Raw genomic sequence first — 20,308 nt, 5'->3', positions numbered from 1 at the left:
GAAGAAAAATCGTAGATCGTCGGGGTGTGCCGATGAACCGGCCTCACCCGTGCGCCCGGAAAAGCGACGCGAACAGCTCAGCCGGCGCCGGAAGCTCTTCTCTGACCAGCATTTCCGGGAGTCCGGTTCACCTGAACGTGGGGCCGACGCCGCCTTTCGGTGCCGTGGCGGCGTATTTATCCGATGGCCAAAAAGGCGATTGCTCCACGCCGGACCAAGCCTTTCCGCCGAATGCGAAAGCGGGGTGCGCGGGCTTCGAATTCGGCGGATCGGCGATTCGGGGTGTTCCGCTTCCGCGGTACGGCATTTCTGCCGTTCGCCCACCGGCGGCTCCGCCGAATGCCCGCCGTATCCTGACCGGGTGCCGCCCGCTCAATCGCCGACCGGCCTCGTCGCGCTCGACGAGGCGGTGTGGCGTGCCCGGGCCGCGGCGCACGAGGCGCGCGTCGACGAGCTCGTGGGCGAGCACCTGGCCCGCCGCCGAGACGGCGTGAAGCACCCGGTGCACGACTTCCTGTTCACGTACTACTCGTTCCGCCCGACCCAGCTGCGCCGGTGGTCGCCGGGCTACGGCGTCGCACTGGCCGGCGGGCCGGAGCCCGTCGCGGCCGCGGACGTGGTGGCCCGCCGCGAGCGCATCGACGGCATCCACGCGCTGCTGGCGGCCACCGCGGCCCGGCCGGCGAACTTCGGCTGCTTCGGCCTGCACGAGTGGGCGATGGTCTACGGGCTCACCGAGGACCGGGTCCGGCACGCGACGTACCCGCTGCGCCTCGGGGCCACCGGGACCGACCGGGTGGTGCGGGCGCACCGGATCGCGTGCTCGCACTTCGACGCGTTCCGCTTCTTCACCGCCGCGGCCCGCCCGCTCAACACGCTGAGCCCGGCCGCGCACGACCGGCCCGCCTTCGAACAGGCGGCGTGCCTGCACGCCGGCATGGACCTCTACAAGCACGCGTTCCGGCTCGCGCCGCTCATCCCGTCCGAGCTGGTGGCCGACTGCTTCGAGCTGGCTCGCGACATCCGGGTGCTCGACATGCGGGCCTCGCCCTACGACCTCGCCGACCTGGGCTACGAGCCCGTGCGGATCGAGACGGCCGAGGGCAAGCAGGAGTACGCCGCCGCCCAGCGCGCGTTCGCCGAGCGTGGCGCCCCGCTGCGGCGCCGGTTGATCGAGCAGTGCGAGCGGCTGCTCGCCGTCACGGCCTGACCCGGCCCCGCGGCCCGGTCAGGCCGTCACGTGCGTGCCGTCGCGCACGGTGCCCACGTACTCCTCGACGAGGTCCTCCAGCGCCACGACGCCCACCGCCTTGCCCGCGGCGTCGAGCGCCCGTGCGAGGTGGCTGCCTTCCTTGCGCATGGCCGAGAGCGCCACGTCGAGCCGCGCGTCGGCGCGCAGCTCGGTGAGCGGCCGGGTCTTCGAGTCCGGCACGCTCGTGTCGGCGCTCTGGCCGACGAGGTCGAGCACGTCCTTCACGTGGATGTAGCCGGTGAGCATGCCGTCGTCGGTGCAGACCGGGAACCGCGAGAACCCGGTCGAGGACACCGCGCGCTCCACGTCGCCGAGCGTCGGTCCACAAGGGAGGGTGGTCAGCTGCTCCGTGGGCACGAGCACGTCGGACACCGTCTTCGCGACCGACGACAACGTCTGCGAAAGCCGTTGGTGCTCCGACTGTTCCAGCAGTCCCTCGCGCCGCGACTCGCTGAGCAGCTCGGCCAGCTCGTCGGAGGTGTAGGCCGTCTCGAGCTCGTCCTTCGGCTCCACCTTCACCAGGCGCAGGAACGAGTTCGCGACCAGGTTGAGGAACCAGATCACCGGGCTCGCGAGCTTCACCCACGCCACGTGCGCGGGCACCAGCCACAGCGCGAGCCGTTCGGGCTCGGCGATGGCGAGGTTCTTCGGCACCATCTCGCCGATCAGCACGTGGAGCATCGTGATGAACGCCAGCGCGATCGCGAACGAGATCGGGTGCAGCAGCTGCTGGGGCAGACCGAACAGGTCGAAGAACCCGGACAGCCGGTGCGCCACGGCGGGTTCGCCCAGCCGGCCGAGCAGCAGCGAGCAGATGGTGATGCCCAGCTGCGCGCCCGCGAGCATCCGCGAGACGTGCCGGCTGGCGTTGATCACGATCTTCGCGCGGGTCTTTCCCTGGTCCAGCAACGCTTCCAGGCGGTCGCGACGCGAGGAGATCAGGGTGAACTCGGCGCCGACGAAAAACGCGTTGGCGAGCAGCAGGACCACGACGAGGGCGATGTTCAGCCAGTCGTTCACGCGACCACCTCGCGTTCGGTGACCGGCCGCGGCGTGGCGTTCTTCTTCCGCGCGGCGGCCGGGTCCTGGTCGGTGTTCGGGGCCGGGCCGGGTTCCACGGGCCGCACCTCGACCTCGGCGATGCGGTGGCGGTCCATGCTCGTGACGGTGAGCCGCCAGCCGTCGACGACGGCGGCGTCACCCTCGGCGGGGATGCGGCCGAGGCGTTCGAGGATCAGGCCGGCGATCGTCTCGTAGTCGCCGTCGGGCATGCGGAAGCCGGTGACCTCGCTGACCTCGTCGGAGCGCAGCTGGCCCGACACGAGCCAGCTGTCGGAGCCGACCTGCTGCGACGCCGGGGCTTCGCGGTGGTCGTGCTCGTCGCGGACGTCGCCGATGATCTCCTCGACCACGTCCTCCAGCGTCACCAGCCCCGCCGTGCCGCCGTACTCGTCGACGACGATGGCGAGCTGGTAGCGGGAGTCGCGCAGGCGGTTGAGCAGGTCGTCGCCCGAGAGCGACTCGGGCACGGTCGGCACGGGACGCATGACCGAGCCGATGCGGACGGTCGCGCGCTCCTCGCCGGGCACGGCGAAGGCCTGCTTCACGTGCACTGCGCCCTGCACGTCGTCGAGGTCCTCGCGGTAGACGGGAAATCGCGAGAAGCCGGTGCGACGCGAGATGTCGATGAGGTCGTTGATCGTGTCGTCCACGGTCAGGGACTCGACCTGCACGCGCGGGGTCATGAGCTCGTCGGCGGTGCGCTCGCCGAAGCGCAGCGAGCGGTCCAGCAGCTCCGCCGTGGACGTGTCGAGCTTCCCGCTCTCGGCGCTGGAACGCACGATCGAGCCGAGCTCCTGCGGCGAGCGCGCGGACCGGAGCTCTTCCTGCGGCTCGACGCCGAACTTGCGCACCACGAAGTTGGCGCTGTTGTTCATGAGCGTGATGAGCCAGCGGAACAGCGCGGAGAACCGCGAGTGGTAGCCGGTCACCGCGCGGGCCGTGCGCAGCGGGCGCGCGATCGCGATGTTCTTCGGCACCATCTCGCCGAGGATCATCGACAGGAAGGTGGCCAGCACCAGTGCGACGGCGATCGACGCGCCGGCCGCGACGGCCTCGGACAGGCCGACCGCGTCGAAGACCGGCCGCACGAGCTCGCCGATCAGCGGCTCGGCGAGGTAACCGGTGATCAGCGTGGTGAGGGTGATTGCGACCTGCGCACCCGAGAGCTGGAAGCTCAGCGTGCGGTGCGCCTTCTGCACCGACAGCGAGCGGCGGTCGCCCACCTGGCGCACGTCGGCGTCGACGGTGCTGCGCTCGAGGGCGGTCAGCGAGAACTCGGCGGCGACGGCGAGGCCGGTGCCGATCGTGAGGAGGATGAAGACCAGCACACCGGCCACGGAGAGCAGGACGTGGGTCATGCCGCACCGTCCGGGACGGGGGAGGGGCCACGGGAGGGGGCGGTGGCGGTGGACGCTAGCGGGCAGCCGGGTTTTCGACCCGGCCCGGTACTGTCACCGGGCGATTGCGCGGCGCGCACGTGTGGAGTCACTCCTAGTAAGGGAATCGGCTTGTACTGCGACGATGCCGACAATCTTAACGTGTTCCGGACGCCGGACGGGTGACAGCCGGGTGAAGCGGCGCGGCTCAGCGCGGCTGCCGGCCCAGGAGCGCGACGAGCCGCGTCGCGTCGTTCGCGGAGCGCCCGACCGCGACCGGCGGTTCGAACAGCCCGATGCCCTGCCAGTCGTCGACCCACGGGCGCACGACCTCCAGCAGGCGGGCCGCCAGGTCCGACGGGATCGGGTTCGGCTTGCCGAGCGCCATCGCGAGGTCCCACGCGTGCACCGCGAAGTCGATGGACATCTGCCAGCCGTACTCCTCGGCCGGGATCAGTCCGAAGGAGACGTGGACGGCGCGCTGCGGCACGCCGGGCACCAGCCACGCTTCGCGCGCCGTGGCGGCCGACGTCTCCCAGGCGGCGACGGGGTCGTCGCCGAGCCGGTCGCCGTCGAATCGGTCGCCGACGTCGTCGAGGGTGGCCCCGTCGAGCAATGGCGGGACCCACAGCTGCTCGACGACGAGGTGGTTCACGAGGTCGCGCACGGACCAGTCGGCGCAGGGCGTGTCGCGAGCCCAGTCACCGGGTCCGATGTCGTGCACGGCCCGGTCGAAGAGGGCGAGGGACTGTCCGTGCGCGTCGAGGATCTCCACGGCCACATTCAACACGAAAGTGCCGGCCGCGCAGTGTGAGCGACTAGCGGGTGGTCCCGGGCCGGTGCCGCCGGACGGTCTCCTCGACCAGGTCGAGCACGGGACCGAGGTCGTCGCCGGGCAGGCCCATCGCGAGGTGGGAGACCAGGCCTTCGAGCACCAGCTCGAGAAACGCCGTGAGCACGTCCACGTCCACGTCGTCGCGCAGGTTGCCGGCCTCGCGCTGGCGCATGAGCCGTTCGCGCGTGGCGGTGGTCAGCTGTTCGGAGCGCTCGGCCCAGCGGCCGCGGAACTCCGGGTCGGTGCGCAGCCGCCGCGACACCTCGAGCCGCGTGCCGAGCCAGTCGGCGGGGTGCTCGCTGTCGCCGGAGAGCAGCTCGCGCATGACCTGCACCAGGCCCTGTTCGGCCACGACGTCGGCCATCCGCACGGCGTCGTCCTCGGCGAGTGCGAGGAACAGCGACTCCTTGTCGCGGAAGTGGTGGAAGATGGCTCCGCGGGACAGGCCCGTCGCCTCCTCGAGGCGGCGGACTGTGGCACCCTCGTAGCCGTAGCGGGCGAAGCACACGCGAGAACCGTCGAGGATCTGGCGCCGGCGTGCGTCGAGGTGATCCTGGCTGACCCGTGGCATCCTGGAATCCTGACATCTGGGACGGGGTTCTCGCAATCCGTACGTACGTACTGTGACGTGGAGTCGCCGGAACCGGCCCGCTTCTTTCTTCGTCTCACCTCGGCCACGTTCTGCTGACACGGACGTGGCCGGTGGCTACGCTGTGCGCCATCACGGTGAGTGAGACTGGGGAGAGGAACGGGCCTTGATCATCGGCGAAGCGGGCCGTGCGGCCCAAACCGTCTTCGGCGACGTCTCGAGCCGCGGTCCGGTCTACGGCGGCGGGGGCGGTGGCGGTTCCTTCGAGATGGAGCCCGCCGAGCTGGACACCGTGATCGGGCTGTGGGAAGACCAGCTCACGAAGATCACGGCCGACGGCCGCAAGATCACGGAAATCGTCACGGCGCTGAAAGCTCCCGGCAAGGATCCCGCCAGCAGTGGTTACGCCACCACCGGTGGCGACTCGTTGCGCGCGCTGCAGGAGCAGAACGATTCGATGCGCCAGTACGTGCAGGGCTACCTCGAGAAGCTGAAGGCGGCGAAGGACAAGACCGTGGCGACCGACCGGGCGAACGCCGAGCTCGGCCAGGCACGATGAGGGCAACCGGCACGAGGGCGGCGTGCGCCGCGCTCGTGGTCGCCGCGATGGCGGCCGGGTGTTCGGCACCCACCGCGGGTACCGCGGAGCCGGCCCTGGGCAGTGCCTCGGGCACCGCTCCCGACGCCCGTGCACCGAAGGTGGCGGATCCGCTCGATCCGGCCGCATACCTGGGCAAACCGTGCGCGCTCGTGCCGGAGAGCGTGCTGGCCGGGCTGCGTTATCCGGCGCCGGGCGAAGCGACCGTGACCGGGCCGTTCGCCGAGGCAGGGCCCGGTTGTGGCTGGCAGATCGGTGCGGAAGGGCTCAGCGTCCAGATCATCATCGGCACGGGGAACCGTGACCAGGGGATGGGCGGCCTCGCCGGCGTCTACCGCGCGAAGGACGCGGGGCAACTCGGCTTCGTGGACCCCGCTCCCTCGGTGGCCGGTCACCCCGCGGTGTTCAGCGATCTCAGCGACCGCAGGGCGCGCGGCAACTGCACCCTGTGGGTGGGTCTCGCGGACGACCTCGCGTTCGCCACCGCGGCCCAGGGTTATCAGGGCGAGCAGGATTCGTGCCAGGTCGCGGAAACCGTGGCGGGCGCCGTCGTCGGCACACTCAAGGGGGCTTAGGTGGACGGCAAGCAGATCTACGAGAACTTCAGAACCGGCAACACCTCGGGGCTGCGGACCGCGGCCACGCAGGTGCAGGAGCTGTCGTCGGCGTACCTGGAGCGGGCGCAGAGCATCAAGGACCTCCAGGACCGCATGGCGAAGTCCTGGACGGGCAACGGCGCCGACGCCGCCAACGCGGGCGCGGGTCCGTTGGAGAAGGCGTTCGCGGACACCGCCGACCCGCTCGACATGACCAACGCGTCGGTGGAGATGCAGGCGAGCAGCTTCGAGGACTCGAGCCACGCCGTGGTCGAGGTGCCGCCGAAGCCGGACAAGCCGAGCCCGTGGACGACGGGGCTGAAGGCGGCGATCCCGATCGCGGGGCCGTTCATGGCGGCCCACGACCAGAACTCGTACCAGGACAAGCTGAACAAGTACAACGCCGCCAACGACACCAACGTGCGCGTGATGGACCAGTACAACGGCGTCACCACGAGCACGAAGTCGGTGCTGCCGACGCAGTACGGCACGCTGCAGTCCGACGGCGCGGCGATCCGGCTGTCCACCCCGCCGCCGCCCGGGCACGTGAGCATCCCGGGGTCGCTCGGCAGCACGACGCACGGCGGGACGACGGGCACCGGGACGGGCGGGCGCACCTCGGCCACCGGGTTCCACGGCACCGGCGATCAGGTGATCACGGGCGGCCACACCGGCACCGGTCACACCGGCGGCCCGGGTGGCACCGGGGGAACCGGCGATCCGGGCGGTACCGGTGGTACACACCACCCGACGGACACGACCACGACGCAGAGCAGTACCGGCGGCACGAACACGGTGGTCCCGCCGGGCACCTCGACTCTGCCGGACCCGACCGCCACCCGGGGCGGCACGGCGTTCCTGCCGAACGATCCCGGCCAGAGCCCGACGTCCGGCCCGACCGGCTTCATCGGCGGCGATTCCGGCGGCACCCCGGGCCGGGGTGCGTCCGGCGGCCGGTTCGGCGGCGGGACCGGCAGCGAAGGCGGTGCGGCGGAAGGCCGGGCACTGCGGGGCGGTGCCGGCACGCGGTCGGGCGTCGGTGGCCTGAACGCCGTCGCGGCCGAAGAAGCGGCCGCCGCTCGTGGTGCTTCGGCGAGCCGCGGAACGGCGATGGGACCCGCGGGTGCCGCCGGCCGCCGCGGGGAAGAGGAGGAGGACGCCGAGCACCGCCGGCCCGACTTCCTCGTCGAGCCCGATCCCGACGCCCTCTTCGGCACCGACCAGCGGACGATCCCGCCGGTCATCGGCGAGTGACGGCCGTGGCCGGACGGGTCGACGTGCCGCTGGAGGCACTCGCGGCGCTCGCCGAACGCGAGCAGGTCGGCTCGTTGCACGTGACGCTGCGCCCCGAACCGGTGTGGCTGTCGGACCTCGAACGCGAGGAGGCCGCCAAACGGGTCGACGACGCGCTCGCCGTGGCGGGCCTCGTCGACCGGCGCGGGCGCGCCACCGTCGACTTCCTCGACTGGCTGCCGCTGCTGTCGCGGCCGGCGGAGGAGTACTACGGCTGGGTCGCCACGGGCGGGCGCACCTACGGTGTGCTCGTCGCCGCGAGCGGGCTGCAGGCAGTGCTCGCCGTGTCCGACGGCGAGCACGTGGGCGTGCAGGAGATCGACCGGCAGCGGCTGGTCGAGACCCTTGTCGAGCAGCTGCCGGCCGTCGGTGCCGGTGGCGGCGTCCCTCGGTCGGTCCGCGTCTCCGACCTCGCCGACGCCGCGCGCCGCGGCGAGGACGCCTACCCGCTGGAGCCCGAGCTGGCCGACGTCGTCGGCCTCGTGCAGCGCCCGGTCCACGGCAGCGGCGAGCTTTACGCGGCCCGCCGCGACGAGGTCGGCCGCCGCCTGTGCGTGGCGGAACCCCTGCACTACGCCGACACCGACTGGGGCCGCTACCTCAGCCACACCGCCGGCACCGGCGCGGACGCCGTGATCCGCCTCGGCCCCGCCACTCCCGCGGAGTTGTGTCGCGCGCTGCGGGAGCTGGCCGCGGATCTGCTCTGACTCGCCGGAACGCTTCGTCGAGGAAAGGAGGTGCCGTGCCTGGACTGCACCCCGAGATCAGCCCGTACCGCACCGGCATGCTGGACGTCGGTGTGATCCGCCTCGGCCCCGCCACCCCCGCTCAGCTGTGTCGCGCGCTGCGGGAGCCGGCCGCGAATCTGCTCTGACTCGCCGGAACGCTTCGTCGAGGAAAGGAGGTGCCGTGCCTGGACTGCACCCCGAGATCAGCCCGTACCGCACCGGCATGCTGGACGTCGGTGTGATCCATCTCGGCCCCGCCACCCCCGCTCAGCTGTGCCGCGCGCTGCGGGAGCCGGCCGCGGATCTGCTCTGACTCGCCGGAACGCTTCGTCGAGGAAAGGAGGTGCCGTGCCTGGACTGCACCCCGAGATCAGCCCGTACCGCACCGGCATGCTGGACGTCGGCGACGGCCATTCCGTGTACTGGGAGGAGTGCGGCAACCCCGCCGGGAAGCCCGCCCTCGTCGTGCACGGCGGTCCCGGCAGTGGCTGCCTGCCGGCGCACCGCCGGTACTTCGACCCGGCTCGCTACCGCGTGGTGCTGTTCGACCAGCGCGGCTGCGGGCGCAGCACGCCGCACGCGGGCGAGCCCGTCGCCGACCTGTCGGCCAACACCACCCCGCACCTGCTCGCGGACATGGAACTGCTGCGGACCACGCTCGGCATCGACGCCTGGCTGCTGTTCGGCGGGTCCTGGGGTTCGGCGCTCTCACTCCTCTACGCGGAGCGATACCCGGAGCGCGTCAGCGAGCTCGTGCTCCTCGGCCTGGCCACCGACCGGCAGGCCGAGCTGGACCTGCTCACGCGCGGGCTCGGCGCGGTGTTCCCGGCGGCGTTCGCGAAGTTCCGCGACGGCGTGCTGGCGGCCGAGCGCGACGGTGACCTCGCCCGGGCCTACCACCGGTTGCTGATGGATCCCGACCCCGCCGTCCACGAAGCCGCCGCCCGCCGCTGGTGTGAGTGGGAGGACGCGATGCTCTCGATCGAACCGGCGGCGTCGCAGTTCACCGATCCCGCGTACCGGCTGGCGTTCGCGCGGCTCGTCACGCACTACTTCGCCAACGGCTGCTTCAGCGAGGACGGCGCGATCCTGCGCGACGCCCACCGGCTCGCCGGGATCCCGGCGACACTGGTCCAGGGCGCGCTCGACCTCGGCAACCTGGTCGGCACGCCGTGGCTGCTGGAACGGGCGCTGCCGGGTGCGCAGCTGCTGCTCGTCGGCGACTCCGGGCACACGACGGCCACCGGCTCGATCGGCAAGGTCCTCGTCGGCGTGCTCGACCGGGCCTGAGCCTCCGGAAACCGTGTGACACGGGGAAGTCCCGCGCGGTGCCCCGCCCCGTCTCGGGACACCGCGCGACCCCCGGTCCTGCGGGCTTCCGGCCGGTTACGGGATGAGCAGGGCAGGCGCACCCTCGTTCGCCTGCGCCTCCGCCGCCCGGGCGGCGCGAGTGGTCTCGGCCAGCTGCAGGCCGGTCACCCGCGGCGGCACGCGGTCGAGGTTCCACTCGGCGAGCAGCAGCGCCACCTTCGCCTGCATTTCCGTGCGCAGCCGCAGGAACGAGTCCGCCGGGTCGGCGCCCACCTCGCCGAGCAGCAGCCACCACGCCCACGCGGCGGCACCCGCGTTCGCGACGAAGTCCGGGATCACCGCGACCCCCCGAGCGGACAGCGACGCCTCGGCCTCGGGTGTCGTCGCCGCGTTCGCGGCCTCCACCACGACCTTGGCCTTCACGAGGTTCTCGTTGTCCACGCGCAGCGCGTAGGAGATCGCGGCCGGCACGAGGATGTCGGCGTCGGTCGCCACGACCGCCTCGCGCGGCAGCGTGCGGACGCCCTCGGGCAGCCGGGAGCGGTCCACCTCGCCGAAGCGGTCGCGCAGGTCGAGCAGCGCCGGCACGTCGAGGCCCTCGGGGTCGTAGAGCGTGCCCGCCGCGTCGGCCACGGCGACGACCTTCACGCCGGCTTCGTGCAGGTACCACGCGGCGCCGCCGCCCATGGTGCCGATGCCCTGGATCGCGACGGTCGTCTCCGCCGCGTCCCAACCCCACGCCGAGGCGGCGCCCAGGCAGGCCTGCGCCACGCCGTAGCCGCCGATCACGTCGCCCAGCAGCAGCCCGCCGGGCACCGGCGCGTTGAGCCCGGCCTGCACCCGCCGCAGCGTGCGCTCGGGATCGGCCGAACGGTGGATCGCGGCGTGGTACGACTGCTCCAGCCCGAGCTTCTCGAAGACGGAGTCGATGAGGTGCTGCGGCACGCCCAGGTCCTCGGCGGTCACCCAGCTGGCGTCGAGCCACGGCCGCAGGAACTCGCAGAACCGCGTGAGCACGCCGAAGGCCTGGGGGTCCTTGGGGTCGAAGTCGATGCCGCCCTTGGCACCGCCGACGGGGAGGTTGAACGTGGCCGTCTTGTTCGCCATCCCGCGGGCGAGGTCCTCGACCTCGCCCATGGTGCAGCCCGCCCGCATCCGCGTGCCGCCCGTGGCGACGCCGGACACCAGGCTGTGCACGACCAGGTAACCGTGCGCGCCGGTGACGGGGTCGGTCCACGTCAGCCTCATCAACGGTTCGGCGTTCTGCGGAAGCATCGGGCCACTCACCTCCAAGAGTCAGGAGCGGCCCTCGTCGGCCGCCGCTTTCGAGGGTGCGGTCGAGACCGCCTTCGCGTCCAGTTAACGAAGCTGCACGAAGTTGTTTAGGGTTCCTGTATGGAGCTTTCGTTGCACCGCCTGCGGATGCTCCGGGAGCTGCGGCGCCGGGGGACGGTGACAGCTGCCGCGGTGTCGCTGCACTACACGGCTTCGGCCGTGTCGCAGCAGCTGGCGCAGCTCGAACGGGACGTGGGCGCGAAGTTGTTCGAACGGCTCGGCCGGCGCGTGCAGCTGACCGAGCTCGGCGTGCTGCTGACCGAGCACGCCGAGGAGATCCTGGGCTCGGTCGAGCGAGCCACGCTCGCCCTCGAGGAGGCGCAGGGCTCGATGTCCGCGCGCCTGACCGCGGGGGTGTGGGCGTCGGTGGCCTCCGGGCTGCTGCCTTCGGCGCTGACCGCGCTGGCCGCCGAGTACCCGGGGATCCAGCTGAAGACGCGTGAGCTGGCCCCCGAGGACACCGCGGAGGCGGTGCGCGACGGCACGCTCGACCTGTCGTTCGTCATCGACTACTCCGACGCGCCGACGCGGTGGGACAACGGGCTGGAGCGCGCGGTGGTGGCCATCGAACGGCTGCACGCGGCCGTGCCCGCCGGTGCGTTCCCCGCCGGTTCGGTGTCGCTCGACGAGCTGGCCGAGCACCCGTGGATCCTCGCGAGCCCGAAGTCGCACTTCGGCCGGGCGATGCGGATGGCGTGCCACCGCCACGGGTTCTCGCCGAAGATCAACCACGAGGTCGAAGAGCAGTCCACGGCCATGGCCATGGTGGGCGCCGGTCTCGGGGTCACGCTCGTGTCGGACCTCGGGCTGCGGCTGCTGCGGCCGCCCGGCATCGACGTGGTCACGTTGACGACGCCGCTGCTGCGCACGGTGTCGATCGCCTACCGGCGCACGGAGATCCGGCGCCCGGCTTTGCACCTCGTGATCGGAGCCGTGCAGTCCGCCGCCGCGGAGCTCGGTTTGGGCACCGAACCTGCCCTGCCGTGATCATCCGGACGGAGCAACGTGCGGGAACTTCAGGACAAACACCCAGGTCAGGAGACCTTACGAGAGTGTTGTGAATCTCGCGCGCGCTCGCGTGCACCTGATTTTGTCAGACCCTCCGTGTAGCGTCCGAAGACGAGAGGTCCCACCCCGCGGACCTCCTTGACTCGGACGGCGAACGATGACTGCGGTGCACGATTTTCCGGAGAAGTCCGGAAGTGCGTCGAACCTCACCGCGCGGGTGCTTTCGGACCGCGCGGCCGGGGAGGCGTACGTCGCCTCGGTGTGTTTCAAGCACGGCCCACCGAGACTGCTGGGCGTGGAACTCGAGTTCACGGTGCACCACGCCGAGGACCCGGCCCGCCCCCTCGACCCCGATGTCCTGGCCACGGCGCTCGGCCCGCACACCCCGCGGACACTGCGCCCCGACAGTCCGGCCACCCCGCTTCCGGCAGGCTCTCCCGTGAGCCTCGAGCCCGGGTGCCAGGTGGAGATCTCCGCTCTTCCTCAGGCCTCGCTGCCCGATCTGCACGCAGCCGTCTCGGCCGACCTCTCCCACCTCGTCAGCCTGCTGGCCCGGCACGGACTCGTGCTCGGCGAGTCGGGCATCGACGCCCACCGCCCGCCCCGGCGCGCCCTGCGCACTCCTCGCTACGCCGCGATGGAGCGCCGGTTCGAGCCGATCGGCGAAGGCGGGATCACCATGATGTGCAGCACCGCCGGGCTGCAGATCTGCGTGGACACAGGAGAAGCCGACCAGGTCGCCGCGCGCTGGGAGGCGGCCCACGTGATGGGGCCGCCGCTGCTCGCCGCGTTCGCCAACTCCCGGGTGCACGCCGGTCGCGACACCGGCCTCGAGTCCGCGCGCTGGCTCGCGGTGCTCGAGACCGAACCGGTCCGGACCCGTTCGGCCGAGCCCGGTCCAGACCCTGCCGCCGACTGGGGGCGGCGGATGATGGACACGCCGTTGATGGTGCTGCCCCGCGGCGAGCGGCCGTGGGACGCGCCGGACGGGCTCACGTTCGCCGACTGGATCGACGGCCGCGGTGCGGCCGGGGTGCTGCGCCGTCCGACGGCGGAGGACCTCGACTACCACCTCACCACGATGTTCACCCCGGTGCGGCCCCACGGGTACCTGGAGATCCGGTACCTCGACGCCCAGCCACCCGGCGAGTGGCTGGCGCCGGTCGCCGTCGTCTCGGCCCTGCTCGCCCGTCCGTCCACAGTGGACGAGGTGCGCCGCTTGTGCGCGCCCGTGGCGGGCCGCTGGGTCGAGGCCGCGACGCGGGGCCTGGGCGACGAGGCCATCGCCGCCGTCGCGCGCAAGCTCGTGGAGCTCGGCATCGCCGAGCTGCCGACCACGGGCCTGCCGGCCGGAACCATCACTGAGATCACCGAGAGCGTGCGCACACGCGTGAACGGATCGAGGAGTCAGGAGCGATGAGCGTTACCCCGGAGCACAACCCGCTGCTGGACCTGAGCCCGCAGAACCTGCGGGCCCACGCGGCCGAGGCCCTCACCCGGGCGCGGGCGCGCAGCGTCGTCCTCACCGATGCCGTCGACGACGAGGATCTGGTCCGCCAGCACTCGAAGCTGATGTCGCCGCTGGTCTGGGACCTCGCGCACATCGGCAGCCAGGAAGAGCTGTGGCTGGTCCGCGACGTGGGCGGGCGTGAGCCGCTGCGCCCCGACATCGACGACCTCTACGACGCGTTCCAGCACGCGCGCGCCGACCGGCCGGCCCTGCCGCTGCTCGGCCCGGCCGAGGCCCGCGCGTACGTGCGCGAGGTCCGAGAGAAGGCGTTCGACGTGCTGGAGACCGCGCCGCTGGAGGGCAGCCGGCTCACCGAGAGCGCGTTCGCGTTCGGCATGATCACCCAGCACGAGCAGCAGCACGACGAGACGATGCTGGCCACCCACCAGCTGCGCAAGGGCGAGCCGGTGCTGCACGCGCCGGAGCCGCCGGCCGCGCGGGCGGGCCGGCTGCCCGCCGAGGTCTTCGTGCCGGCCGGCCGCTTCACCATGGGGACCACGGCCGAGCCGTGGGCGCTGGACAACGAGCGCCCGGCGCACGAGATCGACGTGCCGGCGTACTTCCTCGACACCGGCGCGGTCACGTGTGGGGCCTACGTCGAGTTCCTCGAGTCCGGGGGCTACGACGAGCGGCGGTTCTGGAGCGAGCCCGGCTGGGCCTACCGGCAGGACCACGACATCACGGCGCCGCGGTTCTGGCACCGCGAGCCGGGTGGCTGGTGGCGCACGCGGTTCAGCGTCCACGAGCCGGTGCCGGTGAACGAGCCCGTGGTGCACGTGTCGTACTACGAGGCCGAGGCGTACGCCGCGTGGGCGGGCAAGCGGCTGCCCACCGAGGCGGAGTGGGAGAAGGCCGCGCGCCACGACCCGGAGACGGGCCGGTCGCGGCGTTTTCCCTGGGGCGACGAGGAACCGACGGCCGACCACGCCAACCTCGGCCAGCGCCACCTGCGCGCGGCCGAGGCAGGCGCGTATCCGGCCGGGGCGTCGCCGCTCGGTGTGCACCAGCTGATCGGTGACGTGTGGGAGTGGACCAGCACCGACTTCCACGGCTACCCGGGCTTCGCGTCCTTCCCGTACCGCGAGTACTCCGAGGTGTTCTTCGGCCCGGAGTACAAGGTGCTGCGCGGGGGTTCGTTCGGCACCGACTCGGCGGCGATCCGCGGCACGTTCCGCAACTGGGACTACCCGATCCGGCGGCAGATCTTCTCCGGCTTCCGCTGCGCCCGTGACCCCCGGCCCGGCGAGGTGAGCTGAGCGGCATGTGCCGGCACCTCGCGTACTTCGGCGCGCCCGTCTCGCCCGCCGAGCTCGTGTTCGCGGCGCCCCACGCGCTGCTCGTGCAGTCCTACGCGCCGCAGGACATGCGCGGCGGCGGCTCGGTCAACGCCGACGGCTTCGGCCTCGGCTGGTACCCCGAGCCCGGTGGTGCGCCGCAGCGCTACCGGCGTGCGTCTCCACTGTGGACGGACCAGACGCTGCCCGCGCTGGCCGCCGCGGTCTCGACCACGGCGTTCGTCGCCGCGGTCCGCAACGGCACCACCGGGATGCCGGTGACCGAGGCGGCCGCGGCGCCGTTCAACGACGGGCGGTGGCTGTTCAGCCACAACGGCGTGGTCCGCGGCTGGCCCGGTTCGATGGCCGGGCTGGCGAGGTCGCTCGACGTGACCGAACTGCTCACGCTCGAGGCGCCCACCGACGCGGCGCTGCTGTGGGCGCTGCTGCGCGCCCGGCTCCGCGACGGAGCCGACCCGCTGGCCGCGGTCACCGACCTGATCGCCGAGGTCGAGGCCGCGGCTCCGGGTTCGCGGCTGAACTTCCTGCTGACCGACGGCACCACACTGATCGGCACCACGTGGACGCATGCGCTGTCGGTGCGGTCCGTGGCCGGCGGTGTGGTGCTGGCGTCGGAGCCGTGCGACCCGGACCCGGCCTGGACCCCCGTTCCCGAGCACCACGCCGTGCGCGTCACCGAGGCCGGCGTCGAACTGCTTCCCCTGACCCTGGATCGGAGCACCACCTCATGACGGATGTGGATCTCGAAAGCCATCGCCGCGACGTCGCGGGCGAGCTTCGCGCGGACGTGCGAACGGGCCTGACGGCGGAGCAGAAGTGGTTGCCGCCCAAGTGGTTCTACGACGCCGAGGGCAGCGAGCTGTTCGAGAAGATCACCGAGCTGCCCGAGTACTACCCGACCCGCAGCGAGCGTGAGGTGCTCGCCGCGCGGGCCGGTGACGTCGCGCGGCTCACCGACGCGCACACGCTCGTCGAGCTCGGGTCCGGGTCGAGCGAGAAGACGCGGTTGCTGCTCGACGCGCTGACCGAGCACGGCACGCTCGAGTCGTTCGTGCCCCTCGACGTGTCGGAGTCGGCGCTGGCCGAGGCCGCCGAGGCGATCGCGGCGGACTACCCGAAGCTGGAGGTGCGCGGTGTCGTCGGCGACTTCACCCAGCACCTGAACCTGCTGCCGGGCACCTCGCCGCGCGTGGTGGCGTTCCTCGGCGGGACGATCGGCAACTTCCTGCCCGCCGAACGCGCCACGTTCCTGCGGTCGGTGCGCGAGGTACTCGACGAGGGCGAGTGGCTGCTGCTGGGCACGGACCTGGTGAAGGACCGCGAGACGCTGGAGCGCGCCTACGACGACGCGGCCGGGGTCACCGCCGCCTTCAACAGCAACGTGCTGCGGGTGATCAACTCTCAGCTGGGGGCGAACTTCGACCTCGACACCTTCGAGCACGTCTCGTACTGGAACGCCGAGGACGAGTGGATCGAGATGTGGCTGCGGGCCCGGCGCGAGGTCACCGTCGACATCCCGGGCGCCGACCTGCAGGTGCGCTTCGCGGCGGGCGAGCACATCCGCACGGAGATCTCCGCGAAGTTCCGCCGTACCGGCGTCGAGGCGGAGCTGGCCGCCGCCGGGTTCGCCGTCGAGCGCTGGTGGACGGACTCCCAGGAGCGGTTCGGGGTGAGTTTGGCAAGATCTGTTCGTGCGTAACCCCCTCGAGCCCTTCGCTCGCAAGCTCGGTACCCGGCCCTTCGTGATGACGCTCTCGCGCGGCATCATCTGGACCGACCAGAAGCTGCACCGCTTCTTCGGCGGGCGGGTGAGCCTCGTCGGCATCGCGGGCCTGCCGTCCCTGCGGCTGACCACGACCGGGCGCAAGAGCGGGCTGCCCCGCAGCACGAACCTGCTGTACTTCCCGCACGGCGACGACTTCGTGCTCACCGGCTCGAACTGGGGCCGGCCGAACAACCCGGCCTGGACCTACAACCTGCGCGCGGATCCCAAAGCGACAGTCGGGATCCGCGCGCGGGTCGTGGAAGTCAAGGCCCGCGAGCTCGAAGGCGCCGAGTACGACCGGATGTGGTCCGAGCTGCTCGCGTTCTGGCCGGGCTACGAGATGGAACGCGTCGCGGCCGGGCGGCCGCTGCCGGTGTTCGTGCTGTCGCGGCGCTAGCGAAGGCGGTGCTCACCAAGACGGAGTAGGCGGTGTCGCGCCCTGCCGACGGAATCGTCGGTGACGAGGGCGTGCTGGGAAGCCGCGCAGGTTTGACGCACGAACGGCGAAGGCCGCCCCGGGGGAGTCCCGGAGCGGCCTTCGCGTGTGTTCCGACCAGACTGGTCAGGCAGTGCTAGATCAGGCGTTGGTCATCTTGCGCAGCACGTACTGCAGGATGCCGCCGTTGCGGTAGTAGTCGGCCTCGCCCGGGGTGTCGATGCGGACGTCGGCTTCGAACTCCACCTTGGTGCCGTCTTCCTTGGTGGCGGTGACGTGCACCGTGCGCGGGGTCTCCCCGTCGTTCAGCTTGGTGATGCCGGAGATGTCGAAGGTCTCCGTGCCGTCCAGCTTCAGCGACGCGGCCGACTCGCCGGCCGGGAACTGCAGCGGGATGACGCCCATGCCGATGAGGTTCGAGCGGTGGATGCGCTCGAACGACTCGGTGATCACCGCGCGCACGCCCAGCAGCGAGGTGCCCTTGGCCGCCCAGTCACGCGACGAGCCCGAGCCGTACTCCTTGCCGCCCAGCACGACCAGCGGGGTGCCCTGCGCGGCGTAGTTCTGCGCAGCGTCGTAGATGAACGCCTGCGGGGCGCCGTCCTGGGTGAAGTCACGGGTGTAGCCGCCCTGCACGTCGTCCAGCAGCTGGTTGCGCAGCCGGATGTTCGCGAAGGTGCCGCGGATCATGACCTCGTGGTTGCCGCGGCGCGAGCCGTAGGAGTTGAAGTCCTTGCGATCGATGCCGTGCTCGGTGAGGTACTTGCCGGCCGGGGTGTCGGCCTTGATCGCACCGGCGGGGGAGATGTGGTCGGTCGTGACCGAGTCGCCCAGCTTCGCCAGCACGCGCGCGCCGGAGATGTCGGTGACCGGCGCCGGCTCGGCCTGCATGCCCTCGAAGTACGGGGGCTTGCGGACGTAGGTGGACTCGGAGTCCCACTCGAAGGTCTTGCCCTCGGGCGTGGGCAGCGCCTTCCAGCGCTCGCCACCGTCGAAGACGTCGGCGTAGTCCTTGGTGAACATCTCCTGCGTGATCGAGGAGTCGATGGTCTCCTGGATCTCCTGCGGCGTCGGCCAGATGTCCTTCAGGAAGACGTCGTTGCCGTCGGTGTCCTGGCCCAGCGGCTGGCGCTCGAAGTCGAAGTCCATCGTGCCGGCGAGCGCGTAGGCGATGACCAGCGGCGGCGACGCGAGGTAGTTCATCTTCACGTCGGGGTTGATGCGGCCTTCGAAGTTCCGGTTGCCCGAGAGCACGGAGACGGCGGTGAGGTCGTTCTCCTGGATCGCGGCCGAGATCTCGTCCGACAGCGGGCCGGAGTTGCCGATGCAGGTGGTGCAGCCGTAGCCGACCAGGTGGTAGCCCAGCTTCTCCAGGTACGGCCACAGGCCGGCCTTGTTGTAGTAGTCGGTCACGACCTGCGAGCCCGGCGCCATCGACGTCTTGACCCACGGCTTGACCGTGAGGCCCTTGTCCACCGCGTTGCGGGCGAGCAGTGCCGCGCCCAGCATCACGGACGGGTTCGAGGTGTTGGTGCACGAGGTGATCGAGGCGATCACCACGGCGCCGTGGTCGAGCACGAACTCGCCGCGCTCGTCCGACTTCACCGTGACCGGCTTGGACGGGCGGCCCGACGCGCCGTTGGCGGCCGAGGCCACCGGCACGGCGTCCTCGTCGGCGAACGACAGCGAAGCCGGGTCGCTCGCGGGGAAGGTCTCCTCGATGGTCTCGTCGACCTTGGTGTGCGGCGCCGGGTGCTGCTCCTCCACGTAGTCGTGCACCGACTTGCGGAACGACTCCTTGGCGTCGGACAGCTCGATGCGGTCCTGCGGGCGCTTCGGGCCGGCGATCGACGGGACGACCGTGGAGAGGTCCAGCTCGATGTACTCGGAGTAGACCGGCTCGTGGGACGCGTCGTGCCAGAGGCCCTGCTCCTTGGCGTAGGCCTCGACGAGTGCGACCTGCTCGGCCGAGCGGCCGGTGAGCTTGAGGTAGCGCATGGTCTCGTCGTCGATCGGGAAGATCGCCGCGGTGGAGCCGAACTCGGGGCTCATGTTGCCGATGGTGGCGCGGTTGGCCAGCGGCACCGAGGCGACGCCGTCGCCGTAGAACTCGACGAACTTGCTGACCACACCGTGCTTGCGCAGCATCTCGGTGATGGTGAGCACCACGTCGGTGGCGGTCACGCCGGTCGGGATCTCGCCGGTCAGCTTGAAGCCGACCACGCGCGGGATGAGCATCGACACCGGCTGGCCCAGCATGGCGGCCTCGGCCTCGATGCCGCCGACGCCCCAGCCCAGCACGCCCAGGCCGTTGACCATCGTGGTGTGCGAGTCGGTGCCGACGCAGGAGTCGGGGTAGGCCTGGCCGTTGCGGGCCATGACCGTGCGCGCGAGGTGCTCGATGTTGACCTGGTGCACGATGCCGGTGCCCGGCGGGACGACCTTGAACTCGTCGAAGGCGCCCTGGCCCCAGCGCAGGAACTGGTAGCGCTCGCGGTTGCGCTCGTACTCGATCTCGACGTTGCGCTCGAACGCGTCGGCGCGGCCGAACACGTCGATGATCACGGAGTGGTCGATGACCAGCTCGGCCGGCGCCAGCGGGTTCACCTTGTCGGGGTCGCCGCCGAGGTCGGTGACGGCCTCGCGCATGGTGGCGAGGTCCACGACGCAAGGAACGCCGGTGAAGTCCTGCATGATCACGCGCGCGGGCGTGAACTGGATCTCGATGGACGGGTCGGCGCTGGGGTCCCAGCTGCCGAGCGCGCGGATGTGGTCGGCGGTGATGTTCGCGCCGTCCTCGGTGCGCAGCAGGTTCTCGAGCAGGATCTTCAGGCTGTACGGCAGGCGCTCGGCGCCCTCGACCTTGTTCAGGCGGAAGACCTCGTACGAGTTGTCTCCGACCTTCAGCGTGTCTTTGGCGCCGAAGCTGTCCTTGCTGGCAGGTGCAGTCACGTCTAACTCCAGTGGCGGGGACCCGCGCCGTCGCGGGTGCGGGCCCCGGGTCAGTTCGGTGTGTGTTTCGCGGTCCTCGGGAAGACCGCGACCGAGTCTTGCGCACCCCCACCGTAGGACCGGAATCGGGATGGCACACCTCGTCCGTCGCCCCAAACAGTACGCGTGTCCTGTATTCACTTCAAGACGACACGCGGAGTGAGCTGGGCCATTCGGACACGCCGAACGTCGGGGGTCCCCCGATGAGGGGAATTGGTGTCTACGGTGTGTGAGTTCCGCCTGAGGCTTGTGATAGTGGTGTGACTGCAGTGGCACGCGGTGTGATCACTGCTGGCAGGCGCTGGTGAGCGGGAGGTGGCGGGTCGTG

At 71.4% G+C, this 20,308-nt stretch carries 20 protein-coding genes; 14 read left to right on the top strand and 6 right to left on the bottom strand.

What is annotated here, in order from left to right; all coding sequences use genetic code 11:
- Nucleotides 1-361 precede the first annotated feature (361 nt).
- A complete protein-coding gene (locus AB0878_RS04025) occupies nt 362-1,210 on the top strand; it encodes a 3-methyladenine DNA glycosylase (RefSeq protein ID WP_366576273.1) in 849 nt (282 codons plus the stop codon).
- A gap of 18 nt (nt 1,211-1,228) precedes the next feature.
- Here the strand turns inward: AB0878_RS04025 and AB0878_RS04020 are convergent, their stop codons facing one another.
- The 4 genes from AB0878_RS04020 to AB0878_RS04005 all read right to left on the bottom strand — a co-directional run bounded on the left by AB0878_RS04020 (nt 1,229) and on the right by AB0878_RS04005 (nt 5,096).
- Complete coding sequence (locus tag AB0878_RS04020) at nt 1,229-2,272, bottom strand: hemolysin family protein (RefSeq protein WP_366576271.1); 1,044 nt, start codon at nt 2,270-2,272, stop codon at nt 1,229-1,231.
- Entirely contained in the window at nt 2,269-3,672 is a 1,404-nt protein-coding gene (locus AB0878_RS04015; RefSeq protein ID WP_366576269.1) for a hemolysin family protein, read from the bottom strand. The genes AB0878_RS04020 and AB0878_RS04015 overlap by 4 nt, the downstream gene beginning before the upstream one ends.
- A gap of 226 nt (nt 3,673-3,898) precedes the next feature.
- Nucleotides 3,899-4,465: a TIGR03086 family metal-binding protein gene (locus tag AB0878_RS04010; RefSeq protein WP_366576267.1), complete on the bottom strand. Its 567-nt coding sequence runs from the start codon at nt 4,463-4,465 to the stop codon at nt 3,899-3,901.
- A 43-nt stretch (nt 4,466-4,508) separates the two neighbouring features.
- Nucleotides 4,509-5,096, bottom strand: a complete 588-nt coding sequence (locus tag AB0878_RS04005) for a helix-turn-helix domain-containing protein (protein ID WP_366576265.1) — start codon at nt 5,094-5,096, stop codon at nt 4,509-4,511.
- 184 nt (nt 5,097-5,280) lie between these two features.
- Between AB0878_RS04005 and AB0878_RS04000 the strand changes: the two genes are divergently transcribed.
- From AB0878_RS04000 to pip, 7 genes are read left to right on the top strand one after another with little or no spacing between them, the layout of a single operon-like run.
- The gene (locus AB0878_RS04000) at nt 5,281-5,673 is read left to right on the top strand and encodes a hypothetical protein (RefSeq protein ID WP_366576263.1); all 393 of its coding nucleotides are present in this window, start codon (nt 5,281-5,283) and stop codon (nt 5,671-5,673) included.
- Complete coding sequence (locus AB0878_RS03995; protein WP_366576261.1) at nt 5,670-6,287, top strand: DUF3558 domain-containing protein; 618 nt, start codon at nt 5,670-5,672, stop codon at nt 6,285-6,287. The genes AB0878_RS04000 and AB0878_RS03995 overlap by 4 nt, the downstream gene beginning before the upstream one ends.
- Nucleotides 6,288-7,562: a hypothetical protein gene (locus AB0878_RS03990; RefSeq protein WP_366576259.1), complete on the top strand. Its 1,275-nt coding sequence runs from the start codon at nt 6,288-6,290 to the stop codon at nt 7,560-7,562.
- The gene (locus AB0878_RS03985; RefSeq protein WP_366576257.1) at nt 7,559-8,308 is read left to right on the top strand and encodes an ESX secretion-associated protein EspG; all 750 of its coding nucleotides are present in this window, start codon (nt 7,559-7,561) and stop codon (nt 8,306-8,308) included. The genes AB0878_RS03990 and AB0878_RS03985 overlap by 4 nt, the downstream gene beginning before the upstream one ends.
- Before the next feature lie 35 nt (nt 8,309-8,343).
- Nucleotides 8,344-8,475: a hypothetical protein gene (locus tag AB0878_RS03980; protein ID WP_366576255.1), complete on the top strand. Its 132-nt coding sequence runs from the start codon at nt 8,344-8,346 to the stop codon at nt 8,473-8,475.
- A 35-nt stretch (nt 8,476-8,510) separates the two neighbouring features.
- The gene (locus AB0878_RS03975) at nt 8,511-8,642 is read left to right on the top strand and encodes a hypothetical protein (protein ID WP_366576253.1); all 132 of its coding nucleotides are present in this window, start codon (nt 8,511-8,513) and stop codon (nt 8,640-8,642) included.
- Between the two features lie 35 nt (nt 8,643-8,677).
- Nucleotides 8,678-9,619 (top strand): prolyl aminopeptidase, encoded by a 942-nt coding sequence (gene pip, locus AB0878_RS03970; protein ID WP_366576251.1) that lies wholly within the window; start codon nt 8,678-8,680, stop codon nt 9,617-9,619.
- Between the two features lie 96 nt (nt 9,620-9,715).
- Here the strand turns inward: pip and AB0878_RS03965 are convergent, their stop codons facing one another.
- Nucleotides 9,716-10,915 (bottom strand): Glu/Leu/Phe/Val dehydrogenase dimerization domain-containing protein, encoded by a 1,200-nt coding sequence (locus tag AB0878_RS03965; RefSeq protein WP_366576249.1) that lies wholly within the window; start codon nt 10,913-10,915, stop codon nt 9,716-9,718.
- Nucleotides 10,916-11,035: 120 nt separating this feature from the next.
- On the opposite strand from AB0878_RS03965, the gene AB0878_RS03960 reads away from it, so the two are divergent.
- The 6 genes from AB0878_RS03960 (at nt 11,036) to AB0878_RS03935 (ending at nt 16,950) form a co-directional block, all read left to right on the top strand.
- Nucleotides 11,036-11,962 (top strand): LysR family transcriptional regulator, encoded by a 927-nt coding sequence (locus tag AB0878_RS03960; protein WP_285966861.1) that lies wholly within the window; start codon nt 11,036-11,038, stop codon nt 11,960-11,962.
- A 178-nt stretch (nt 11,963-12,140) separates the two neighbouring features.
- On the top strand, nt 12,141-13,403 hold the full coding sequence (locus AB0878_RS03955; RefSeq protein WP_366576247.1) for a glutamate-cysteine ligase family protein: 1,263 nt from the start codon (nt 12,141-12,143) through the stop codon (nt 13,401-13,403).
- Nucleotides 13,400-14,749 carry an ergothioneine biosynthesis protein EgtB gene (egtB, locus tag AB0878_RS03950; RefSeq protein WP_366576245.1) on the top strand — a complete coding sequence of 450 codons (1,350 nt, stop codon included), beginning with the start codon at nt 13,400-13,402 and terminating at the stop codon, nt 14,747-14,749. Before AB0878_RS03955 ends, egtB begins: the two co-directional genes overlap by 4 nt.
- A 5-nt stretch (nt 14,750-14,754) precedes the next feature.
- Nucleotides 14,755-15,519, top strand: a complete 765-nt coding sequence (gene egtC / locus AB0878_RS03945) for an ergothioneine biosynthesis protein EgtC (protein WP_366576243.1) — start codon at nt 14,755-14,757, stop codon at nt 15,517-15,519.
- Nucleotides 15,516-16,487: an L-histidine N(alpha)-methyltransferase gene (gene egtD / locus AB0878_RS03940; protein ID WP_366576241.1), complete on the top strand. Its 972-nt coding sequence runs from the start codon at nt 15,516-15,518 to the stop codon at nt 16,485-16,487. Before egtC ends, egtD begins: the two co-directional genes overlap by 4 nt.
- A complete protein-coding gene (locus AB0878_RS03935) occupies nt 16,480-16,950 on the top strand; it encodes a nitroreductase family deazaflavin-dependent oxidoreductase (protein ID WP_364048815.1) in 471 nt (156 codons plus the stop codon). The genes egtD and AB0878_RS03935 overlap by 8 nt, the downstream gene beginning before the upstream one ends.
- A 180-nt stretch (nt 16,951-17,130) precedes the next feature.
- On the opposite strand, the gene acnA is transcribed toward AB0878_RS03935, so the two are convergent.
- The gene (gene acnA / locus AB0878_RS03930) at nt 17,131-19,941 is read right to left on the bottom strand and encodes an aconitate hydratase AcnA (RefSeq protein WP_366576239.1); all 2,811 of its coding nucleotides are present in this window, start codon (nt 19,939-19,941) and stop codon (nt 17,131-17,133) included.
- Nucleotides 19,942-20,308: the final 367 nt, after the last annotated feature.

This window comes from Amycolatopsis sp. NPDC047767 (genome assembly GCF_040704195.1).
GTDB lineage: Bacteria > Actinomycetota > Actinomycetes > Mycobacteriales > Pseudonocardiaceae > Amycolatopsis.
The sequence above is the reverse complement of the archived record's forward strand: the minus strand, read 5'-3'. Positions and strand labels throughout refer to the sequence as shown.